The organism is Paenibacillus sp. J22R232 (assembly GCF_056269165.1).
Map to the genome: position 1 here is coordinate 72,404 of NZ_JBWDNK010000013.1, position 20,902 is coordinate 93,305.

At 48.5% G+C, this 20,902-nt stretch carries 18 protein-coding genes; 10 read left to right on the forward strand and 8 right to left on the reverse strand.

Annotated features, from left to right (window positions below; all coding sequences use genetic code 11):
• Nucleotides 1–16 precede the first annotated feature (16 nt).
• The 4 genes from AC0YN3_RS26490 to AC0YN3_RS26505 all read right to left on the reverse strand — a co-directional run bounded on the left by AC0YN3_RS26490 (nt 17) and on the right by AC0YN3_RS26505 (nt 3,544).
• On the reverse strand, nt 17–766 hold the full coding sequence (locus AC0YN3_RS26490) for a glycosyltransferase (protein ID WP_475777913.1): 750 nt from the start codon (nt 764–766) through the stop codon (nt 17–19).
• A complete protein-coding gene (locus AC0YN3_RS26495; protein ID WP_475777914.1) occupies nt 766–1,752 on the reverse strand; it encodes a glycosyltransferase in 987 nt (328 codons plus the stop codon). Before AC0YN3_RS26495 ends, AC0YN3_RS26490 begins: the two co-directional genes overlap by 1 nt.
• Nucleotides 1,753–1,835: 83 nt before the next feature.
• A complete protein-coding gene (locus AC0YN3_RS26500) occupies nt 1,836–2,525 on the reverse strand; it encodes a glycosyltransferase family 2 protein (protein ID WP_475777915.1) in 690 nt (229 codons plus the stop codon).
• Nucleotides 2,519–3,544, reverse strand: a complete 1,026-nt coding sequence (locus tag AC0YN3_RS26505) for a glycosyltransferase family 4 protein (protein WP_475777916.1) — start codon at nt 3,542–3,544, stop codon at nt 2,519–2,521. Before AC0YN3_RS26505 ends, AC0YN3_RS26500 begins: the two co-directional genes overlap by 7 nt.
• A gap of 201 nt (nt 3,545–3,745) precedes the next feature.
• Between AC0YN3_RS26505 and AC0YN3_RS26510 the strand changes: the two genes are divergently transcribed.
• The 3 genes from AC0YN3_RS26510 to AC0YN3_RS26520 all read left to right on the forward strand — a co-directional run bounded on the left by AC0YN3_RS26510 (nt 3,746) and on the right by AC0YN3_RS26520 (nt 7,432).
• Nucleotides 3,746–4,738, forward strand: coding sequence for a sugar phosphate nucleotidyltransferase (locus AC0YN3_RS26510; RefSeq protein ID WP_475777917.1), 993 nt, complete (start codon nt 3,746–3,748; stop codon nt 4,736–4,738).
• Entirely contained in the window at nt 4,735–6,030 is a 1,296-nt protein-coding gene (locus tag AC0YN3_RS26515) for a UDP-glucose dehydrogenase family protein (protein WP_475777918.1), read from the forward strand. Before AC0YN3_RS26510 ends, AC0YN3_RS26515 begins: the two co-directional genes overlap by 4 nt.
• An 88-nt stretch (nt 6,031–6,118) precedes the next feature.
• Nucleotides 6,119–7,432 carry a nucleotide sugar dehydrogenase gene (locus tag AC0YN3_RS26520; RefSeq protein ID WP_475777919.1) on the forward strand — a complete coding sequence of 438 codons (1,314 nt, stop codon included), beginning with the start codon at nt 6,119–6,121 and terminating at the stop codon, nt 7,430–7,432.
• A 68-nt stretch (nt 7,433–7,500) separates the two neighbouring features.
• Here AC0YN3_RS26520 and AC0YN3_RS26525 read toward each other — a convergent pair whose 3' ends face one another.
• The 3 genes from AC0YN3_RS26525 to wecB all read right to left on the reverse strand — a co-directional run bounded on the left by AC0YN3_RS26525 (nt 7,501) and on the right by wecB (nt 10,470).
• Entirely contained in the window at nt 7,501–8,235 is a 735-nt protein-coding gene (locus tag AC0YN3_RS26525; protein ID WP_475777920.1) for a glycosyltransferase family 2 protein, read from the reverse strand.
• Between the two features lie 58 nt (nt 8,236–8,293).
• Complete coding sequence (locus AC0YN3_RS26530) at nt 8,294–9,277, reverse strand: UDP-N-acetylglucosamine 4,6-dehydratase family protein (protein WP_475777921.1); 984 nt, start codon at nt 9,275–9,277, stop codon at nt 8,294–8,296.
• 65 nt (nt 9,278–9,342) lie between these two features.
• Complete coding sequence (wecB, locus tag AC0YN3_RS26535) at nt 9,343–10,470, reverse strand: non-hydrolyzing UDP-N-acetylglucosamine 2-epimerase (protein WP_475777922.1); 1,128 nt, start codon at nt 10,468–10,470, stop codon at nt 9,343–9,345.
• Between the two features lie 304 nt (nt 10,471–10,774).
• Here wecB and AC0YN3_RS26540 point away from each other — a divergent pair, with 304 nt between their 5' ends.
• Both AC0YN3_RS26540 and AC0YN3_RS26545 read left to right on the forward strand, forming a co-directional pair.
• Nucleotides 10,775–11,884, forward strand: coding sequence for a polysaccharide biosynthesis C-terminal domain-containing protein (locus AC0YN3_RS26540; RefSeq protein ID WP_475777923.1), 1,110 nt, complete (start codon nt 10,775–10,777; stop codon nt 11,882–11,884).
• Between the two features lie 17 nt (nt 11,885–11,901).
• Entirely contained in the window at nt 11,902–12,960 is a 1,059-nt protein-coding gene (locus tag AC0YN3_RS26545) for a hypothetical protein (RefSeq protein WP_475777924.1), read from the forward strand.
• A gap of 177 nt (nt 12,961–13,137) precedes the next feature.
• Here the strand turns inward: AC0YN3_RS26545 and AC0YN3_RS26550 are convergent, their stop codons facing one another.
• Nucleotides 13,138–14,259: a glycosyltransferase family 2 protein gene (locus AC0YN3_RS26550; RefSeq protein ID WP_475777925.1), complete on the reverse strand. Its 1,122-nt coding sequence runs from the start codon at nt 14,257–14,259 to the stop codon at nt 13,138–13,140.
• 326 nt (nt 14,260–14,585) lie between these two features.
• On the opposite strand from AC0YN3_RS26550, the gene AC0YN3_RS26555 reads away from it, so the two are divergent.
• The 5 genes from AC0YN3_RS26555 (at nt 14,586) to AC0YN3_RS26575 (ending at nt 20,885) form a co-directional block, all read left to right on the forward strand.
• Nucleotides 14,586–18,392, forward strand: coding sequence for a phospholipid carrier-dependent glycosyltransferase (locus AC0YN3_RS26555; RefSeq protein ID WP_475777926.1), 3,807 nt, complete (start codon nt 14,586–14,588; stop codon nt 18,390–18,392).
• A 41-nt stretch (nt 18,393–18,433) separates the two neighbouring features.
• Complete coding sequence (locus AC0YN3_RS26560) at nt 18,434–19,435, forward strand: glycosyltransferase family 2 protein (protein WP_475777927.1); 1,002 nt, start codon at nt 18,434–18,436, stop codon at nt 19,433–19,435.
• Nucleotides 19,428–19,862, forward strand: a complete 435-nt coding sequence (locus AC0YN3_RS26565) for a GtrA family protein (protein WP_475777928.1) — start codon at nt 19,428–19,430, stop codon at nt 19,860–19,862. The genes AC0YN3_RS26560 and AC0YN3_RS26565 overlap by 8 nt, the downstream gene beginning before the upstream one ends.
• A 16-nt stretch (nt 19,863–19,878) precedes the next feature.
• Nucleotides 19,879–20,538: a class D sortase gene (locus AC0YN3_RS26570; protein ID WP_475777929.1), complete on the forward strand. Its 660-nt coding sequence runs from the start codon at nt 19,879–19,881 to the stop codon at nt 20,536–20,538.
• Between the two features lie 122 nt (nt 20,539–20,660).
• Nucleotides 20,661–20,885 carry a helix-turn-helix domain-containing protein gene (locus AC0YN3_RS26575; RefSeq protein ID WP_006040330.1) on the forward strand — a complete coding sequence of 75 codons (225 nt, stop codon included), beginning with the start codon at nt 20,661–20,663 and terminating at the stop codon, nt 20,883–20,885.
• Nucleotides 20,886–20,902: the final 17 nt, after the last annotated feature.

Sequence of the window (20,902 nt, forward strand, 5' to 3'; positions counted from 1 at the left end):
CTTCGCGCTTACGGTGCTAGCTCTTGCTGGCAGTCTCAGAAGGAACAGTATGAAACGGCTTCAAAATATATTTATTGAAGTTAGCCGTGCGGATGATGATAGCCCCTTTGCTAGACAACAATTGATTATCGTTTACTTTCCAGGTATGCGACCTTGGATCCTTTCGCCGGAACGCGACGAAATTGTATCGGGAGGTCGTATATAACCGAAAACCGTTCGCCAAGCAGGCGCGGATGAAACGGACGTCTGTGCCTTGTATGACTTTAGTGGAAAATTGCACCTTTTCAAACACGTTTCTGTGAAACATAATCGTAGCTCCTGCTATTTTCTTGCACCGGCTATTGGCGCGGACCGCGGTTCTGCGGAATAGCAGCTTGGAGCGGTGAGGAAAATAGAAATAGCAGGAACGCTTGCCTACTATGTCCGCATCGGAGCTTGAAAATTGCTGCATCGCCTCGGTAAGATAATAAGGCGAGTAATAATCATCATCGTCGAGTTTGGCGATATAATTGAATTTGGCTTGAGCTACTCCGTAATTCAGGCAGGCCCCTAGGTTTTTGCCCTCATCGACCCTAAACACGGATACATTCGGATACTCCAGCGCCTTCTGCCTGTAGGGAGCCAAGGAAATTGCGTTATCGTTCACGATTATAATCAGCTCTTTATGGATCCAGGTCTGCCGATCGTAATTGTGAAAGATCTGCAGGAGAAAGGGCTCACGGACTGTGGCAGCAATCATGGATACGCCTTCGGCCGCAAGCTTCATCAGATCTCATTCCAAGTCGATTGTTTATTGAGCTTGTATTGCTTTTCCTTAATGATTTTTTTGTACAGCTTCAGGAATTTTCCCGTCATTGCACGGTCTGAGAAGTTCGTTTTGACGTAGCGCCTGCATGCGCGTGCAGAGGGCAGCTTTTTCGGATGCTTGGCTTTCGCGATCATGCTTTTTGTGTTTTTGCAAATGAGCTCGGGCATGCCCTTCAATACTTCAGGCACAGCCCCGCCTTTCTTGAAGCCGAGCGCAGGCGTACCGCAAGCCATCGCTTCGATGAGCACGAGGCCGAACGGTTCATCCCAGGTCGACGTGAACAGCACGCAGCTCGCCTCGGAAAGCAGCTGCTGCTTTTTCCTGCCGCCTACGGGTCCCACGTATCGGATATGCTTATTCAAATGCGGCTGGATTTTGGATTTGAAATATTTGTTATCATGGATCGGACCGGCGAGGATCAGGTCCTTGCCTGTTTTTTTGGCTACCTTGATGGCGAGATGGGTTCCTTTTTCCTTCATGATCCGGCCAAGGAAGAGGAGATGCTTCTTTTTCTTCTTGCGGAAGGTATAGTCTTTCATCCGAATGCCGTTATGCACGAAGAAGCCTTTTTTATCGCCGTATTTGCTCCATATTTTTTTGCTTACATATACGGGTATTTGAACCCCGGTTACCCCTTTGGAATGGGAGCTGCGAATCGTGGGAATCGGAGGATTGGCTTTCGCGACAATTCCGTAATGGTCATGAATGAAGTCGAGGCCGTCCGGAAGGTTTTTTTTGATGAAAGCAAGCTGTTCCTTGGCATCGTTGGATGGGTAATAGAAGGTTTTCGTTGAACGGGCGCTTGTGCCTTTTTTGGCAAATAAATAAACTTTATGGCCGCGCCTGAGCAATTCCTCCGTTAAATAGTATACCTCGCGCTGCGTACCCCCGTAATCCTTGGGAGGCACAGGTATCGTATTGTTCGATATTTGAGCAATTCTCAAAGCCGCTCAGCTCCTCTGTTTTAGTGCTGCCGAGAACAGCGGATCCCGCTGTCCCGGCTTTTCCGGAATTCCGTTCATCCCTGTTAAGAAACGTATTTTTTGAAGTTGCGGGTATGTCGGACCAGCCTGCAATGAGACATGTATCGTTTCGTGCTCTTTTTTTGCGTGTGGGAGCCAATGTTTTTTCTTCTTACGCAGACGTAATGCTTTTTGGAAACCGAATATATTTTATAGCCCCTTCGGCGGCATCTGCCAGTCCATCCGGAATCGGTGCCTACTAATTTGTTTTCGGGGAATTTCACTTTTTTCCATACGGATTTCCGGAACAAAAGGGTGCCGCCTTTTACGGATCTTTGGTATTTGCGCTCGCCGCCGGCACGAAACACCATAAGCGCCTTTTTTTCCTCGAAATAAAGGTAGGAGGTATGCTTGCCAATGATTTTGGCTTTGCCTTTTTTGAGCGCTCGCATGGATTCCCTCAAATACTTTGCTCCGTAGTAATCATCATCGTCGAACTTCGTAATAATGCCGCCCTTCGCCCGCGCAATGGCGTAGTTCAAGCATTTGCCAAGCTTATACTTCTGCGGGAGCTTGAATACGCGTACTTCGTTATTCGGATAACGGCTTGCGCGTTCCTTCCATGCCTCCAAATTCATGTTGTTTTTGTTCAGCACAATAATCATTTCCTTGTTTTTCCATGTCTGCCGATCGTAATTGGCGAAGACATTGTCCATAAATGAAGATCTCATCGTGCAGGCAATGATGGTTACCATTCTTTCATCTCCTCGTTCTGTTTAACGATCCGGGCTTTTCGCTTATTCCATTTAGAGTTTTTGATGAGCTTGTATTTGTTCCCTTTTATAATTTTTTCATAGAGCTTGAGAAATTGATCGGTCATGACGACATCGGAGAAGCGCTTGCGCACGTATCGCCTGCATCGATGGGGGGACGGGAATCGCTTGGCGTTCTTGACTTTGGCGATCATGTCCCTCGTGTTGGCGCATATCAGCTGAGGCAAGCCCTTCAGTACTTCGGGAATGGCGCCTTTCCTGAAGCCGAGGACGGGAGTCCCGCTTGCGAGCGCTTCGATCAGCACAAGGCCAAACGGTTCATCCCAAGTGGAGGTGAACAGCACGCAGCTTGCGCCGGCAAGCAATTCTTGCTTTTTGCTGCCGCCTACCGAGCCGACATACCGGATGCGTTTATTGAGATGGGGCTTTATTTTGGCATTAAAATATTTCCTGTCATTCAGCGGACCTGCGATGATCAGCTCTTTACCGGTTTTTTTGGCAACCTCGATCGCAAGGTGCACGCCTTTCTGGTCAATCAGCCGCCCAAGGAAAAGCAGATACTTGCTTTTCTTCTTTTGAAAGACGTAATCCTCGACACGAATCCCGTTATAGACGTAGAAGCCTTTCCTTTTTCCGTATTTCCGCAAAATCATTCTGCTTACATAGACGGGAAGCTGAACGCCGCTAACGCCTTTTGAATGCGAGTTGCGGATCGTTGGAATCGGCGGGTTTGCTTGCGCGACGATACCGTAATGATCATGGATGAAATCAACGTCCTCCGGCATGTTCTTTATGATGAAATCAAGTTGTTCTTTTGGATTGTTGGAAGGATATTCAAAGGTTTGGGTAGCCTGAGCCGTAGAGCCTTCCTTGGCGAACAAGATGACCTCATGTCCGCGTCGAACCAATTCCTCGGTTAGATAATAAACGTCACGCTGCGTGCCGCCGTAATCTTTTGGAGGAACTGGGATCGTATTTGTCGATACTTGAACAATCTTCAAATGTACACAGCTCCCTTAGGTTAGTATCCATGGGCATTTCTTGATAGGATATGAGCGGTTTTCAGCTGGCGACACGGCACTTTCATTAGTTGGGCGAAGAAAGTTCCGCTTAATTCTATCCCGCTCGCGAAGCTCGGCCCACACCAATCATGCCGCGATTTAATAGATTAATAGAAACTGATTTTTTAGGGGAGATGCGAATTGAAAGGACTTATCCTATGTGCGGGTAAAGGGACAAGATTGTATCCGATCACTTTGAATTTTCCAAAAACACTTATTCCTGTAGCCAACGTTTCTATTCTGCAAGCTTGCATCGAGAAACTGACTGAGCTTGCCATTGTGGAAATCGGAGTCGTTATCCATCCGTCGCAGGAAGGCTTCATTCGCGAGCAGGTTGGCCATGGAGAAGCTTGGGGAGCCGTGATCACATATATTTACCAATATGAAGCGAAAGGCATCTCAGACGCGGTCAGGCAAGCTCAGACGTTTATCGGCGCGGAAGACTTCCTGCTTCTGCTGGGAGACAATTTAATCTCCCAAAGCCTGACGGAGCTGAAGCTAGACGTGAAGGAGAGAGGCAGCCAGGGCTCCTTATTGCTTGCAGAGGTCGCGAATCCTCGGGATTACGGCATTGCGGAAGTGCTGGAGGGACGCATCGTACAGCTGGAAGAGAAGCCGAAGGCACCGAAGTCCAAGCTTGCCGTTCTGGGCGCTTATGCGTTTGACAGCACCATATTCGAAGCCGTGGATCATATTAAGCCATCACCCAGAGGGGAATATGAGATTACCGACGCGATTCAATGGCTTATTGAGCATGGCAAGCAGGTAACCTATCATGTGACCGAGCAGATCAACATGGATGTCGGGACGGTGGGGCGTTGGCTGGAGGCGAACCGTCAAATGCTGGGGGTGCTCCCGTCCCAAGGTACCATTCACAAATCCGTTGTCGCAGAGAACTGTACGATCGTCGCTCCGGTGTCCATCAATCAAGGCTGCGTCCTCAAAAACTGCGTAATCGGTCCATATGTGTCAATTGGCGCAAATTCGCATATTGAGAATTGCTGCATAGAAAACAGCATTCTGCTAAGCGGCGTCCATTTGAAAGATATGCCTTACAAGCTGAAAGATACGGTGATTGGCCGCCAATCCGTTATGACGGGATTGCCGGCACAGAAAGAAGGGGGAAACGAATGAAAATATTAGTGATCGGAACCGGCTATGTCGGTTCAACGACGGCGATGGTGTTTGCCGAGCTTGGCTGGAAGGTGACGGGTCTTGATACGGACGTTCACAAAATCAGGCAGCTCAGGCAGGGCCTGCTGCATTTCCATGAGCCGGGTTTGGAGGATTTATTGAAGAAGCATATCCAAACGGGACAAATCAGATTTACAACGGACAAAGACAAGGCCATTCAAGAGAGCGATGTCATCTTTATCTGCGTAGGAACGCCGTCGCGGCCGGACGGCAGCGCCGATCTGCGGTTCGTTAAACAGGTAGCCTCAGAGATCGGCCAGAAAATGAATGGCTACAAGCTGGTCGTAACCAAGAGCACGGTTCCGGTCGGGACGCAGGAGCTGGTCACAGGCTGGATCGAGGCCGCGCAGGAGCATTTCTACCCCTTCGACGTAGCGTCTAACCCGGAATTCCTCCGTGAAGGAAAAGCGGTGACCGATGCCTTGAATCCGGATCGTATCGTCATCGGTTCAGAGAGCAAGCGAGCGACGAATCTGCTCAAGTCGCTTTACCATTCCGTCAAGTGTCCCTTTGTGATCACGACTCCGCGGACGGCAGAGCTTATTAAATATGCTTCAAACGCGTTTCTAGCTACCAAAATATCCTATATTAACGAGCTCGCTAGACTTTGCGACGAGCTGAAAGTCAACGTGAAGGATGTGGCGGGAGGAATTGGCTTAGACCCGCGTATCGGCTCAAGCTTCTTGCAAGCAGGAATCGGCTACGGGGGATCATGCTTTCCAAAGGACGTGTCTGCTTTAATCCTGACGGCAAGGCAGAACAACATCGAGCTAAGCGTGCTAGAGAAGGTCGTGAAGGTCAATCAAACGCAGCATAGTTATCTGACGGATAAGGCCAGAGCGCGTCTCGGAAGCTTTTCGGGCAAAAAAATAGCGATTCTAGGCTTGGCGTTTAAGCCGGATACGGATGATATAAGAGAAGCTCCTGCCCTGCGCATCATCGAGTGCCTCTTGAACGAACGAGCCCAATTGCGGCTGTTCGACCCTATCGCGACCCTTCCGAACGATGCGAAATATGAATCCGTAGCAGTATGCCTGGAGGTAGAGGAAGCCTTGCAGGAAGCGGATGCGGTTTTTCTGTGCACGGAATGGCCAATTATTCGGGGGATTGACTGGGCCCAGATGAAGCATGTGATGGCGCAGGGCAATGTGTTTGACGGCAGGAACATCCTGAATGCGCAGGACATGCAGGCGATGGGATACTATTACCAAAGCATTGGCAGCAACGATTAGCCGTAATTTGTCCAATCATTTCCTATGACGCTTTCATATACTATTTCAGTTGACTATTGCAAATAGAAAGAAGGCGAGATCATAGAGTATGAGTATGGAAGCAGGCATTTGGTCTCCAAGCGAGCAGCGAACGGTAGCTATTGTGGGTCTTGGTTATGTGGGCCTTCCGTTAGCGCTGCTTTTTGCCGAGAGAGGTTTTCACGTCCTTGGCATTGATTTGGATAAGCAGAAGATCGACAAGCTAAGCAGAGGGAAAAGTTATATCCTAGAGGTGCAGGACGATGAGATTCATGCAGCGGTTGCTTCAAAGCGTTTCGTTCCATCGGACCAGTACAGCGAGCTGGAGTCGGCCGAAGCTGTCATGATTTGCGTCCCGACTCCGCTTACTGCTTACGGGACGCCGGATCTAAGCTTTCTTACGCAGGCGGCTAGGGAAATCGGCTGCCGGCTAAGAAAGGGACAGCTTGTCGTTTTGGAAAGCTCGACGTATCCGGGAACGACGCGCGAGGTGCTGCTCCCTCTATTAAGCGCGTTTGATTGGAAGATCGGCGAAGACGTCCATCTAGCCTATTCCCCGGAGCGGGTCGACCCAGGCAACGCGGATTACCGAGTCGCGCAGATTCCGAAGGTGGTCAGCGGCATTACGCCGAGCTGCTTGAGCAGGATTGTTGAGCTGTACAGCGGTATATTCAATCATGTGCACAGCGTCTCTTCGACGGATGCGGCCGAAATGACAAAGCTGCTGGAAAATTCATATCGTCTCGTCAATATATCGTTTATTAATGAGCTGGCGATGATATGCGATGTGCTGGAATTGAATTTGTGGGAAATTATTGAAGCAGCCAGTACGAAGCCGTTTGGCTTTAAGGCTTTTTATCCCGGTCCTGGGGTCGGCGGCCATTGCATTCCGGTAGATCCTTCGTATCTGGCATGGAAAATCAAGCAATATGGCATCAAATCGGATTTCATTCAAATTTCAAACACAGTCAACCGCATCATGCCGATGTACATTACGCAGCAGTTGAAGTTGCATTTGGCGCCAAAGCCGTTGTCGAGCGCACGAATATTGGTTTATGGCGCTGCCTATAAGCGGGATATTGCCGACCATAGGGAATCGGCCTCCATTGAGCTCATCCATATGCTGCAGCTCGAGGCGGAATGCGTGATGTACCATGATCCATATGTCCCTACCATACAAGTCGGAGGCGAGAAGCTTATGAGCGTGGATCTGGATGAAGCTGTACTAAGCGGGCTGGATTGCGTCGTGATTGCGACGGATCACTCGAGCCTGCCGCTGCAGCTGCTGCTTGAGCATGCTCCGTTTATTTATGACACACGCAACGTGACTGGCGGGACGGACGGCAAAGCCAAGGTCGTAAGGTTCGGCGGAGGCTGGAGCTGACTAAGCGGATGGATGGATTCGACGCAAAAACAAGGATGGCCGCGGCCATCCTTGTTTTTGTATGCGCGCTAGAGAGATTCTTGGACAACGAATTTGCGATAATCGTCGGTATGGGCAATAAAGATGCCGGTATTGAGGAAATATTCCTTCGCAGGCTTCCAAGTGTGAAGATTCGGATCCGCTCTGCGGTTGCAAACGTAATTGTAACGGTTGGTCGTGAAAATTTTGAAATTAGATAAACGGCAGTCCCTTAGAAATGCAACGTCCTCGCCAAGGGAAATCGGTTGGAAGCGCACCCTTTGGAATACTTTTTTGCGAAACAGGAGCGTCGCTCCGGCAATTTGTTTCGTATACGCGTTCTCTCTATTCGGAAATCGAAGGGATAAAGCCCGGTCTTCTTCCAAATAAGTGTGATACGCGCTTTTTCCGATAATATCCGCTCTTGTCGTGTGCAGCGCATGAATCGCGGAGCTTACGTAATAGCGTGAGTAAAAATCATCGTCATCGAATTTGGCCAGCACATCGAACCGGCTCCGTTCAGCAGCGAAATTCAAGCACTCGCCTAGACTTGCAGACTCGGGCAGCTGGTAGACGGAAATATTGGGATAGATAGCAGAGCGCTCCTGCCAATCGGCCAAGCTGAGCTGATCATTGTTCAATATAATGATCAGCTCTTTGTTCTCTACGATTTGCCTGCCGTAGTTGTTGAATATATTGTACATATACGGCAGCTTATTCGTGCAAGTAATGATCGAAACGCCAATATCGGTCGCAGCCTTTCTTTTCTTCTTGTTCGTTTTCACCAAGCACACCACCTAGGTTTGTTCGTTAAAGTTTGCTTTCCCCTCATTTCTAATCGAATTAAATGAATTTTCCTTTTCTTAACAATATCTCAATCTCTTCATAGGACATGAGGTCTTGGTCGGACTGGAAATACGGGAAGGTTACTTTCGGCAGGTGGTTGTATTGATTATAGAGCTGCTCCGACGGATGCGAAGGGAGGATGACATAATATTGCTCATCGTACTTGTAGGAGTAAGGCGATTCGGATTGCGAGATTAATACCTCGTGCAGCTTCTCGCCTGGGCGAATCCCGATGTCCTTGATAGGCAGGTTCGATCCTCCGAAAACATTTTTTAATACCTGGATAAGATCGATGATTTTGCATGCCGGCATCTTCATAACGAAGGTTTCGCCTCCAACGGCTACCGCAGTAGCCTTGAGCAGCAGTTGAATCGCTTCAGGCACGGTCAGAAAGAAACGCGTCATGTCGATATCGGTAAGCGTAAGCTCTTGACCGTCGATGATCTGCTGTTTAAACAAGGGAACGACGCTGCCGTTCGTTCCGAGCACATTGCCGCCGCGTATACAAACAAAACGTGTTTTCTCGCTTAAATCATTGGCTTTAATAATGATTTTCTCGCCGATTGCTTTGGTCATTCCATAGAAGTTGATTGGGTCCACCGCTTTGTCGGTCGAGACGTCGATTACTTTCTCGACGCCCTGCGCGATACTTGCGCGGATGATGTTCTGGGTGCCAAGCACATTCGTTTTGAGCGCTTCGTAAGGCTGGAATTCGCAAATCGGCACATGCTTCAGCGCGGCTAGATGGAAGACGTAATCTACGTTTTGGCATGCTTCGTACACAGCATCATAATCGCGAACGTCCCCGATAATGAAATTGAGCTTCGGGCTGTTGAATTTTCTTTTGAGATCGACCTGCGTAAATTCATTGCGGGAGAAGATGCGAATCTCCTTTGGATCTGCTCCCAATAGGTTTCTAGTCAGCTCTTGTCCCCATGAGCCTGTACCGCCCGTAATTAATACCGTTTTATTTGTAAACATGTGTAACCCTCCTCAGATACTTATGCTTAGCTTGTGCCGCATGATCGCTCTTCTTTTACTTGCTTCTACTTGTTCCAGATGACTCTATTAACGATTTTGGTATAGCTCTGAATAATTTTGACCACCTTAATGGAAACGTTCGTATCCTGATAATCTGGAACCAAAGGGTTTACGTGAGTGTTATTGGAGTAAATGCCAACCGCGAGTTGAATGGATTCCAAAATATCATGGCCGGATACGCCCCCAATAACGACGGTACCTTTATCCAGCACCTCCGGCCTCTCCGTACTGGTTCGAATTAATACGCCAGGGAAATTGAGAATGGCAGATTCTTCGCTTAACGTTCCGCTGTCGGAGAGCACGCAGTAGGCATGCTGCTGCAGGTGGTTGTAGTCCAAGAAACCAAACGGCTGGTGTATGCGAACGAGGGGATGGAGCTTCAATTGCTTTTCCTGCAGTTTTTTGAGCGATCTGGGATGGGCGGAATAGATGACGGGAAGCTGAAGATTGTCGGCGACGTGGTTAATGCCTTCAATCAGGGAGGTGAAACGCTCATCGATATCCAAATTTTCTTCGCGATGCGCGCTGAGCACGATATATTTCTGCTGCTCCAAGCCGAGCTGGGATAAAATATCCCGCTTGTCTACATCAGGCTGGAATTGAGCGAATACTTCGGGGAGCGGGGAGCCTGTCACGAAAATGTGTTCCTTGCGGACGCCCTCTGCGAGCAAATACCTTCTGCTATGCTCCGTATAAGGCAAATTCACATCACTGATGTGGTCGACGATCCGACGGTTCGTTTCTTCCGGAACATTCTGGTCGAAGCAGCGATTGCCAGCTTCCATGTGAAAGATCGGAACCTTCAATCTCTTGGCGGCGATCGCGCTCAGCGCGCTATTCGTATCGCCTAACAGCAGTACGGCATCCGGTTGTACCTGTACCATTAAATCGTAGGAGAGGGATATAACGTTGCCGATTGTTTCTCCCAGATTTTTGCCGACTACGTTCAAATAATAATCCGGTTTTCTAAGTTGCAGATCTTCGAAGAAAACGTCATTGAGCTGGGGATCCCAGTTTTGGCCCGTATGCACAAAGACATGATCAAAGTATAGATCGCAGGCTTTGATGACCGACGCCAAACGGATGATCTCCGGCCTCGTGCCAAGGATCGTCATTACTTTCAATTTGTTCACCGATTACCGCCTCCGGGTAAAATATAGTTGCCTTAAGCTCCTCCTAGCCGAGTGCATCTTCAAGATCCTTACATTAGAACTCACCTCCTATAGAGCGGTTGTACGTCTATGGCTTCTGCGAACATTACTCTATGGTATTCGCTCGGACTGCTTGCGGCGTCGGTCATTCAACCACCTGAAAGAGATTTAGTTCATAGACTAGAAGATATCAGCCTTATTTTGAAAATAGACTCGCATTGCTTGGTAACGAACATATACTAGACAGAGGATTTTTCGAGTTGAACATGTCGGAGAGGGGAATGTTATGAGAAATATTCTGGTTACAGGCTCTAACGGGTTTATTGGCAAAAATTTAATAGAAGGATTAATGCAGCTACCGGATGTGCGTGTGCTATCATGCAGCAGGGGCACGAGCAGCGAGGAGCTTCTGCGGCAGCTGTCAAAGGCGGATGTCATTTATCATTTGGCGGGGATTAATCGGCCCGAGCGGCTTGAGGATTACCATGGCAATGTGGAGCTGATGCAGCGAATCATAGATGGATTGAACGCAACGACCAACAGGCCAAAGATCATATTTGCATCGACGATTCATGCAGCAGCCGATAATCCTTATGGCAGAAGCAAACAAGAAGCAGAGTCCCTACTGATTCAATACGCCAAAGAGACTTCGACAGCCATTCATATATGCAGGCTTCCGAATTTGTTCGGCAAATGGTGCAAGCCGGAATACAACTCCGTTGTCGCTACATTTTGCCATCATATATCCCGAGACTTAGAGATCAGCATCTCGAATCCCGACCAGCAGGTCGAGCTTGCTTATATCGATCATGTCGTAAAGAGATTTATTGCTTTGCTCGAGCAGCCTGAAAATGCGGAGGATGTGTATTGCAAGCTGGAGACTACCTTCTCTGTCACGTTAAAGGCTTTGGCCGACCAAATCTATGCTTTTAAAGCGATACGATCGCATTCCATCCTCCCCAATTTGTCGGATCCGTTTACGAAATATTTATACTCCACTTATTTGTCCTATTTGGACCGCTCCGATTTCGCTTATGCGCTCCAAACCTTTCACGATCATAGAGGAAGCTTATTCGAAACTGTTAAATCTCCCTACGCCGGACAGCTTTTTGTGTCAACGACAGTGAAAGGAGTGGAGAGAGGGCATCATTACCACAATACAAAGGTTGAGAAATTTTGCGTCATTAAGGGGAAGGCAGTCGTGAAGTTCAGGCATATATTCGAACAGGAATCCTTTTCCTACACGCTGTCAGACGAAAAAATAATGATTCTGGATATTCCGCCTGGCTACACCCATGCGATCGAAAACATATCAGACGGCGAATTAATCGTGTTGTTCTGGGCAAACGAAATATTTGACGCAAACAATCCTGATACGTACGGGGTCAAGGTATAAAAAGGAGCGGGGAGCTTATGAAAAAAAAGACGGTAAAACGCAAAGTCTTGGCCCCAAAAAAGGCGAAGGCGATTCGTCGGGGAACCTTGCAGAAAAAAGCGAAGAGCGTAGGCTTGAAAAAGAAAGCGACGAGGCCAAAGGCGCTCAAGCTCAGAAAAAAAGGGAATAGAAAAAAAACCTATGCCAAGAGGAGAGCGGTTCCCGCAAGAGCAAGCGCGGAGGAACAGCTGCATGAAGGAAATACCCGCTTGATCGTCTATATCCCTTTCAATAATTTAAATGTGAGGGAAACGCTGCCGGCCTCTATATCCGCGCTCACTTTGCCGGAGGCGAACACCCAGTTCACGGAGGCATGGATCAATAAAAGAGTCGAAATCTTTATGAATTTCACGTTAAAGAGCCTGCTGAATCAAACCAATCCGCATTATCTGGCTTATATCGTCTATCATGACAGCTCGAGATATTTTATCGAGAATGCGCTGCTAGGCTATCCTGCACTCCCCTCTAACATCCGGTTTATTTCAAGCAGTGAATATGAGGCTGAGGTTATTAGGCAGCTGGAAGGCTATAAGTACTGGTATGAGCTTCATCTTTACAGCGATGACATGTATCACAAGGCATATATCGATATGCTGTATAATTACAGGCCGAGACCGGGGACGAAGGTTCTGATTTGCCAGAATGGGTATATTTACAACTCGGTATCCAATATATTGGCCAAATATTTCAATTTCTCAAGCTCCTTTAACTGCCTGATCTATAAAGTCAGCGATTATATCAATGGCGTGAGGCATAATATATTCCAGCCGTCGGAAACGGGGGTATGGACCGGAGCTATCCAGCTCGAGCATGAAATCATGCCGTACCCGGTTTATATTAATCACGGGCATGATGCGAATACGGCGTTTTTCTTCGCGCAGGAAGTACAGAACAATGCGGCTCAGGACGTATGGACGAACAATGCAGGCCATTATTCCTTGTTTGGGGATATTATCTACGATCCGTATATGAAACAACGGATTTTGGAAGATTTCCTGGGTGCACCGGTTGCTTCTCCGCCGTACATGACCGTTTAATGCAAGCAAATAGACTGATCCAGCAGGTTACGGACCTTGCTCGGATCAGTCTATTTGCTTTCTATCCATTTTCGTTTGGTGGGTTGGAGGAAGAAACGCGAAAGAGCCGAGCAGGAGAAGGTATCCTGTTCGGCTGAATGTTTAAAGCGTTTGGTTAGCGGGATTGCCGAGCGGCTGTCATATCGGGATAACTGAACCGGTATGATAAAGCTGCAGAAACTGGGGCGATGCAGGATCGTAATTTGCGACGGGAATGCTGTATAGCATTTTATCGAGATGGTAGATGTCCGGCAGCGGTTCCTCAGTACGGTAGAGCATGAAATACGGCGTATCGGCCTGTTTCAAGCCTTCTGCGATGACCTGCTCCCTCGTTCCGTACGGCTTCCAGAAATATTTGGTGCGGGAGTCGGGGTTATCCTGAATAATAGGAATGATAGATTGGTCGGGGGTTACGTCATACAGCAATACTTTGTAATTCGATATATTCGATTCATACAGCGTTTCAAGAATTTGCGTAAATGACGCCGAGCCTTCCGATCCATACATGATCACCGTCACCAGCGGACTAATATTTCTCCGCAAGCGTGCTTGGTGCATGACATGGTACATAATGTAGCGGCGGTTGCGTTTCTTCTCGATGTTGTTCTCGATCTGCATCGAATTGCTGTGAGGCGTTGTAAGCATGAAATCCATGAGCATCTTCGGAACATATACCATATCGCAAATTTCGGTTAGGCGCAGGAAGTAGTCATAATCCTCAACAGGCGTATACTGCCAGCCTGCGATTTGCATCGAATATTCTTTTTTGTACATGAAAGAGTAGCCGATGAAATAGAAATCGACGAGCCTTTCTTTTGGCTGGTCCTGCCAGATCAACCATGTTTTCGTCGTATCTAGTCTTCTGCCGCCTCTAATTAAGCCAAAGCTTCCATAAGCGAGCCCGACATTCGGAGGAGAATATTTGAGCTTATTCCGCAGGACGCCGACAAAATTGCGATAATAGTAATTATCGCTTGAAACCCATGTTAAATACTTGATTCTCGGCATGCTTTGCAAAATTTCAAAACCAACGTTCAGGGCGGTCGCCGTGCCTTGGTTCTCGGTTCTTGGAATGACCCGGACCCGCTTATCCCTGCGCGCGTAGAATCTAGCAATTTGGAGAACGTTAGGCGTAACGCCGTCAATTACGATTAGCAATTTGAAGTTTCTGTATCTTTGATTCAGAATGGATCGTATCGCTCTCCTAAACAGCCTGCTGTCTTGCGTATACACAGGCATAACTATACCTACATCTGCCATTGCGGAACATCACTCCCTTATATCTAGTCACCCATTTCATTGTATTCCGAGGTTCGGGTTCAGCCACGGCACCATCCTAGTGGGGATACGGAAATGGGCATAGATTTTCATTTGAACGAGGCCGCGGGAGCAGATAGTAGAGTAGGAGACAGACATGCAACAAGAGAGGGGCGTTTTTCGTTATTAGCATTGACCATGCGGGTATTATCCTTTAGAGTTAATATGTCATTATGGTTGAATAATCCAGAAAAGATAGGCGTTTGAAGCGTAAAACCGATGTTCCGATGAGCCCTACCTAAACCTAATTCGAGGTGAGTAAAAGAACGATGATAAATAAGTTTAGTCGCGCTATGATAACCATCCTTCTGCTGACTCTTCTTTGGCCAGCTTCCCTGCATGCGGCGAGCAATCTACTCGTTAACGCAGGGTTTGAACAAGTTACGGACAATGCCCCGGCGCAGTGGCAGCATGACGCTTATTTGAAAGAGGAGCATATCACCTCATACACGATATCGAATTCAGAAGCCCATACGGGCACCTATTCCGCCGTTCTGGAGAACAAGGAAGCGAACCATTCGCGATGGATCCAGACCATAACGGTCAAGCCCAAAACCACCTATAAGCTGTCCGGTTATATTAAAACCGAACAAATCGGCGCAGATGCGACCGGGGCTCACTTTTTCGTGGACGGCGTGGCTGTCGCGTATCCCGAAATCAAGGACACGAACGGCAAATGGTCGTATGTCCACTTTTATGCAAAGTCAGGAAAGGATCAGAAGAGCATCACATTCGGCGCAAGTCTCGGCGGTTACGGAAGCATCAACACCGGGAAAGCCTATTTCGATGATGTCAGCGTGGAGAAAGTATCGAAGGCCCCCGGAGGGACGGAGGTATTCAGCCTTGTTGCAACGGAAACCGGACAAGCTGCCGAGCCTGACGCGGCAGCCGTGCCTGTATTGCCGCTGCTTCTATTCGCCGGGCTGTTCAGCCTGCTGTTTGCCGTAATTTATAAGAAGCTGCTGCGGCAAAGAAGCTGGCTGGACGAGAAGGCGCATTCGCAAGGCCTTATTCTTGCCATCGTATTTGCGGCTGCGCTGGCGCTGCGGCTATGGCTGGCAGTCACGAATAAAGGTTATGCCAACGATATTGCCTTGTTTATGGCTTGGGCCGATCAGGCCGCAAAGCAGGGGCTTGGCGCCTTTTACCATTCGGAGATGTTTGTAGATTACCCGCCAGGCTATATTTATATTCTATATATTCTCGGTTTGATCAAGGATATGCTCTCGTTAGACGGAGCTTCAAATGCTGCGCTGCTGCTGTTTAAGCTGCCAGCCATATTGGCAGATCTTGCCGCTGCTTATTTTATCGTTCAAGCGGGCAAAAAAACAGCTGGATATTCGGTATCGCTTGGTCTGGCATTGCTGTACTTATTCAATCCGGCAGTCATTGTGGATTCGGCGGTATGGGGACAGGTTGATTCGATCTTCGCGCTTGCGCTTGTGCTGTCCATTCACGGCCTTGCCCAGAATAAGATTGAACGCGCTTCGGTGTGGTACGCAATTGCAGCGCTTATTAAACCGCAGGCGTTCATATTCATGCCCGTGCTGCTGCTTTGGTTTATTTGCCGGAAGGAATGGAAGAAAGTGGCTATCAGCGCCATCTACGGGTTTGCGACGTTTATTGTGCTTGCGCTTCCGTTCTTCTGGGGGAATGGCGGGTTATCCGGTCTAATTCAGCTCTATAAAGGAACACTGTCATCCTATCCGTATGCGACTTTGAATGCGTTCAACCTATATACGCTCACCAATGATAATTGGAAGCCCATTACGGACACGTGGCTGATTTTCTCTTTCCAGACATGGGGTATGATTTTTATAGCTGCTGCCGTCGTTTTGGCTGCCTACTTCGCGCTGCGAAAGCGTGACGCTGCCGCTACGAACCGGGTATATTTTATTGCTATGGTCCTTATTGCGGTCGTTTATATCGGCGTGACCAAAATGCATGAGCGCTACTTGTTCCCCATTCTGCTGCTCGCATTGCTGGCATTCCTGCAATCGTTAGACAGAAGGATGCTGTCTGTGTTTTTAGGGTTCAGTCTTACGAGCTTCATCAACATCACCTATGTGCTCGATTACAGCACGATTACGACGAATGTTCCTTTTAATGGAATCGTGCTGCTGTGCTCGCTGGCAAATATCGGGTTGCTGCTATACTTGCTTTATATCGGATATGATACTTATATAAGCGGCAGGATCAAACCCGTTGAGCCGCTGCTTCCAAGCGAAGCCGAGAGGGAGGATCACGAAGCGTTAGCTGCCTTCAAGACCGGAGCAGCGTCCCGGATGACGCAGAGCGCCAATCGCTTCGTACGCAAAGACTGGCTGCTTATGGGCGCTATTACGCTGATATACGGGATCGTTGCCTTATTCCAGCTCGGAGAGATGAAAGGACCGCAATCGGCATGGCAGCCTGAATCGGCGGGGCAAAGCTTCTATGTCGACCTTGGAGACGTGAAGCAGCTTGACCGAATCAACAGCTTCGGCGGAGTGGGTACGGGGAAATTCAAATACGAATTTAGCCAAAACGGCATCGATTGGGATCAAGTCATGGAAATAGACAGCAGCCATGTTGCCGTATTTACGTGGACTAGCCAGCCTGCGGCTTTGCAAGCGCGTTATGTCAAGCTTACGACGGTTCAATCGGGCTTCTCGATGCATGAGCTTGTCATCTACGCACAGGGCAGCAAAGAACCGCTCCCCATCGTCGGGATTAACGATGAGCTTGCCAAAGAGCCCAAACGAGGCAGCGTGGCGCTTCTGTTCGACGAGCAGAGGCTCGCGAAATATGACGCAACCTTCATGAATGGCTCTTATTTCGATGAAATATATCATGCACGGACCGCGTATGAACACTTGGAACATATCGTAGCCTACGAGAATACGCATCCGCCGCTTGGCAAAATCATCATCGCAATCGGTATTAAGCTATTTGGGCTTAATCCGTTTGGTTGGCGCATCATGGGCACGCTCTTCGGCGTTGCCATGCTGCCTCTGATGTACGTTTTCGCCAGAAGACTATTCAAAACGAGTACGTACGCGGCGCTTGCGACGGCACTGTTTGCCGCCGATTTCATGCATTTCACGCAGACGAGAATCGCGACGATAGACGTGTACGGCGTGTTCTTCATCATGCTGATGTTTTATTTCATGCACAAGTATTATTCGCTCAGCTTCTACCGGGTTAAGCTGGGAGTCACCCTTATGCCGCTGTTTCTTGCAGGCTTGTTTTTCGGAGTCGGCGTTGCATCCAAATGGATTGTGCTATACGGCGGAGCAGGGCTTGCGATAATGCTGGGCATCTCTTTGTTTGAGCGTTATAAGGAGTACGCGGCCGCTAGGCGCGTTCTGAGAGACGGCAAGGGTGCTGCCGCTGCCTTCAATGCCGATAGCCTTCAACACATCATCAAAGTCTTTCCGAGGTACACGGTTATTACCCTTGCAGTATGTTTACTATTCTATGTTGCAATACCGTTAGCCATTTACGCCTTGTCCTATATCCCGGTACTGACCGTAATGGATGACGGGTACACGCTGAAGAGCTTAATCGATTACCAGAAGCATATGTTCAGCTACCATAGCCAGCTTGTATCGACGCATCCATTCTCCTCTTCCTGGTGGGAGTGGCCGTTCATGAAGAGGCCGGTATGGTATTATTCCGGTGATAATATGGCTGAAGGGCTCAAGTCCACGATCGTGGCAATGGGCAATCCCCTTATCTGGTGGGCTGGTATTTTTGCGATGACCGCAGCGATCTGGATCAGCATCAAGCGGAAGGATAAAGCGATGTACACCATTTGGATCGCTTTTCTCGCGCAATATGTGCCGTGGATGCTCGTTACGCGGCTTACTTTTCTGTATCACTATTTTGCCATGGTACCGTTTATCATTCTGAGTCTCGTCTACATGTCGAAGGTGATCGAGGAGCGGAGGCCGGGCTTTAAGCATGCGCGCAACATTTTTCTGGCCGGAGCCGTCCTATTGTTCGTTGTTTATTACCCGGCTCTATCCGGCATGACGGTGAAAAGCTGGTACGTGGAGCATGTGCTGCGCTGGTTCCCGAGTTGGTTATTCTAAATGATAAAATTGCCGCAAATATAGGAGAAAGGGGAAATAGCATGAATCAAGCACCTGTAAAATACAGCGTTATCGTTCCTATGTATAACGAGGAAGAAGTAATCGAGCATACGTATGAGCGGCTGAAGCTGGTGATGGATAACACCAATGAGCCATACGAGCTTTTATTCGTTAACGATGGAAGCAAGGACCGTACCGTAGAATTAGTCTCCATGATATGCGAGTTCGATCCGAACGTCCGACTCATTAACTTTTCCCGTAATTTTGGGCATCAGATCGCGATTTCTGCCGGCATGGATTATGCGCAGGGAGATGCGATCGTCGTCATTGACGCCGATCTACAAGATCCGCCTGAAGTGATCCTCGATATGATCGCAAAGTGGAAGGAGGGCTACGAGGTCGTATATGGCAAACGCCTTAAGCGCAAGGGTGAAACCATGTTCAAGAAGCTGACCGCCAAAATCTTCTACCGTACGCTGCGCAGCCTGACCAATGTCGACATTCCTGTTGACACGGGAGATTTCCGCTTGATTGACCGCAAGGTAGGCAACGTGCTGCGCGGCTTGAAGGAGAAAAACCGTTTCGTGCGCGGGCTGGTCAGCTGGATCGGCTTCCGCCAGACGATGGTTGAATACGAACGCGAGGAACGATTCGCCGGCGAAACGAAATATCCATTGAAGAAAATGATTTCCTTCGCCATCGACGGCATTACTTCGTTTTCTTATAAACCGCTTAAAATCGCCAGCTATGTCGGTTTTACGTTATCTATTACAAGCTTCCTATATCTGCTCGTCGTTATTTTCCAGCGTTTGTTCACAGGCAGTACGATCACTGGTTGGGCTTCGATCGTGGCCGTGAACTTATTGTTTAACGGCATTATTCTGATGCTTCTCGGGATCATTGGCGAATATATCGGCCGAATCTATGACGAGTCCAAAAACAGGCCGCTGTATATCGTTCGCGAGGTGCAGGGATACCCGGAGAAAGCAGCCCGACACGCGCAAGAAAATAGCGATGGCGATCGGATGAAAGAGTATGTCTAGACCAGCTTCGAGGAAGCTGATTATTCAATTTCTTACCTTCAATGCGGTCGGCCTGCTGAATACAGCCATTGATTTTCTCATGTTCACTTTGCTTATATGGTTCGGCGCCTATTACTTGCTGGCGCAGGTTATCGCTTACGGAGCTGGGATGATTAACAGCTACGTCTTAAATAGCCGATATACTTTTCAGAAGGATGACAAGCAATCCTCGAAGCAGCATAAGATGAACAGAGGAATCAAATTCATCGGGTGGAACGCCATTCTTCTCGGCTTCTCCTTGCTGCTCCTTGCGGCCTTGAACGGGTGGCTAGGACTGAACGAGATTGTTTCCAAAGCGATCGTTACGGTCATTACGGTGGCGCTCAATTTCTACGGGAGCAAGAGATGGGTATTCACAGCGAGCAAGCCGCAGACAGAGAGCAGCTAGCGGAAGGTGGGGGGAAATGAAAAAAGTACTGTCTTATGTATTGGTGATCGTAGGCCTAATGATTTTATTGTATCCAAAAGCAAGCGAATGGTACGACAATCGCCAGCAGGATAAGCTGATGGCTGATTGGGAGGCTGCAAGCTTCGATGAAACGGCAGAACAGCAGGCACAGCAGCAGTTCGAGGAACTGACGGATTTGTTCAATGAAGAATCCGCATCGACCGATGAGCCGACTGAGGCTCCGACTGAGGCTCCCGCAGTTGCGGCTACGCCAGCAGCGCAAAAGATCGTACCGATCGCTACGATTAAGATTGACAAAATAAAGCTGAAGCTGCCTGTCGTCGAGGGAGCAACGCAGAAAAACATGAAAGCTGCTACCGCCCATTTGAAGGAGACAACGGCCATCGGGCAAGTCGGCAATGCAGCCATCGCAGGGCATCGGATGAGATCCAAGGGCAGGCTGTTCAATCGGCTGGGGGAGATCGAGGTCGGGGACAAAATCGTCGTCGACACGAAGGATCAATCCTATACATACACCGTTTATAAAGTGTCGATCGTAAAACCTACGGACGTCTCCGTCCTGAACTACAATAACAAAGATAAGCTGCTTACCCTGATTACTTGCGATCCAATCGTAAACCCAACGCATCGATTGATTATCCACGCCAAAATGTAAGCGTCAGCGCCCATTTTCTCCGCGCAACAGCACCAATGGTATCGCCCCTTCATAGTATAAGTTGACTGTATCCCTTAACCTTGTTAAACCATAAAAACCCGCGCAAGGAGGGGTGACAAACATTGAAGGGTAGCGACCATAAGAGCAAGTTTTTATTGACGCATCGTGAACGCGAGGTATTTGAGCTGTTGGTACAGGACAAGACAACGAGAGATATCGCACAGCAATTATTCATCAGCGAGAAGACCGTCCGCAACCATATTTCTAATGTCATGCAAAAGCTGAACGTAAAAGGTCGTTCACAAGCGGTTGTCGAGCTTATTAAGCTTGGTGAATTACAAATCTAACATAGCTAGAGGATCGG

What these genes read in the sequence shown, in the direction of transcription:
- AC0YN3_RS26490 (WP_475777913.1), bottom strand. Translation starts at nt 766, where the DNA reads ATGAAGCTTGCGGCCGAAGGCGTATCCATGATTGCTGCCACAGTCCGT.
- AC0YN3_RS26500 (WP_475777915.1), bottom strand. Translation starts at nt 2,525, where the DNA reads ATGGTAACCATCATTGCCTGCACGATGAGATCTTCATTTATGGACAAT.
- AC0YN3_RS26515 (WP_475777918.1), top strand. Translation starts at nt 4,735, where the DNA reads ATGAAAATATTAGTGATCGGAACCGGCTATGTCGGTTCAACGACGGCG.
- AC0YN3_RS26520 (WP_475777919.1), top strand. Translation starts at nt 6,119, where the DNA reads ATGAGTATGGAAGCAGGCATTTGGTCTCCAAGCGAGCAGCGAACGGTA.
- AC0YN3_RS26530 (WP_475777921.1), bottom strand. Translation starts at nt 9,277, where the DNA reads ATGTTTACAAATAAAACGGTATTAATTACGGGCGGTACAGGCTCATGG.
- AC0YN3_RS26540 (WP_475777923.1), top strand. Translation starts at nt 10,775, where the DNA reads ATGAGAAATATTCTGGTTACAGGCTCTAACGGGTTTATTGGCAAAAAT.
- AC0YN3_RS26545 (WP_475777924.1), top strand. Translation starts at nt 11,902, where the DNA reads ATGAAAAAAAAGACGGTAAAACGCAAAGTCTTGGCCCCAAAAAAGGCG.
- AC0YN3_RS26550 (WP_475777925.1), bottom strand. Translation starts at nt 14,259, where the DNA reads ATGGCAGATGTAGGTATAGTTATGCCTGTGTATACGCAAGACAGCAGG.
- AC0YN3_RS26555 (WP_475777926.1), top strand. Translation starts at nt 14,586, where the DNA reads ATGATAAATAAGTTTAGTCGCGCTATGATAACCATCCTTCTGCTGACT.
- AC0YN3_RS26560 (WP_475777927.1), top strand. Translation starts at nt 18,434, where the DNA reads ATGAATCAAGCACCTGTAAAATACAGCGTTATCGTTCCTATGTATAAC.
- AC0YN3_RS26565 (WP_475777928.1), top strand. Translation starts at nt 19,428, where the DNA reads ATGTCTAGACCAGCTTCGAGGAAGCTGATTATTCAATTTCTTACCTTC.
- AC0YN3_RS26570 (WP_475777929.1), top strand. Translation starts at nt 19,879, where the DNA reads ATGAAAAAAGTACTGTCTTATGTATTGGTGATCGTAGGCCTAATGATT.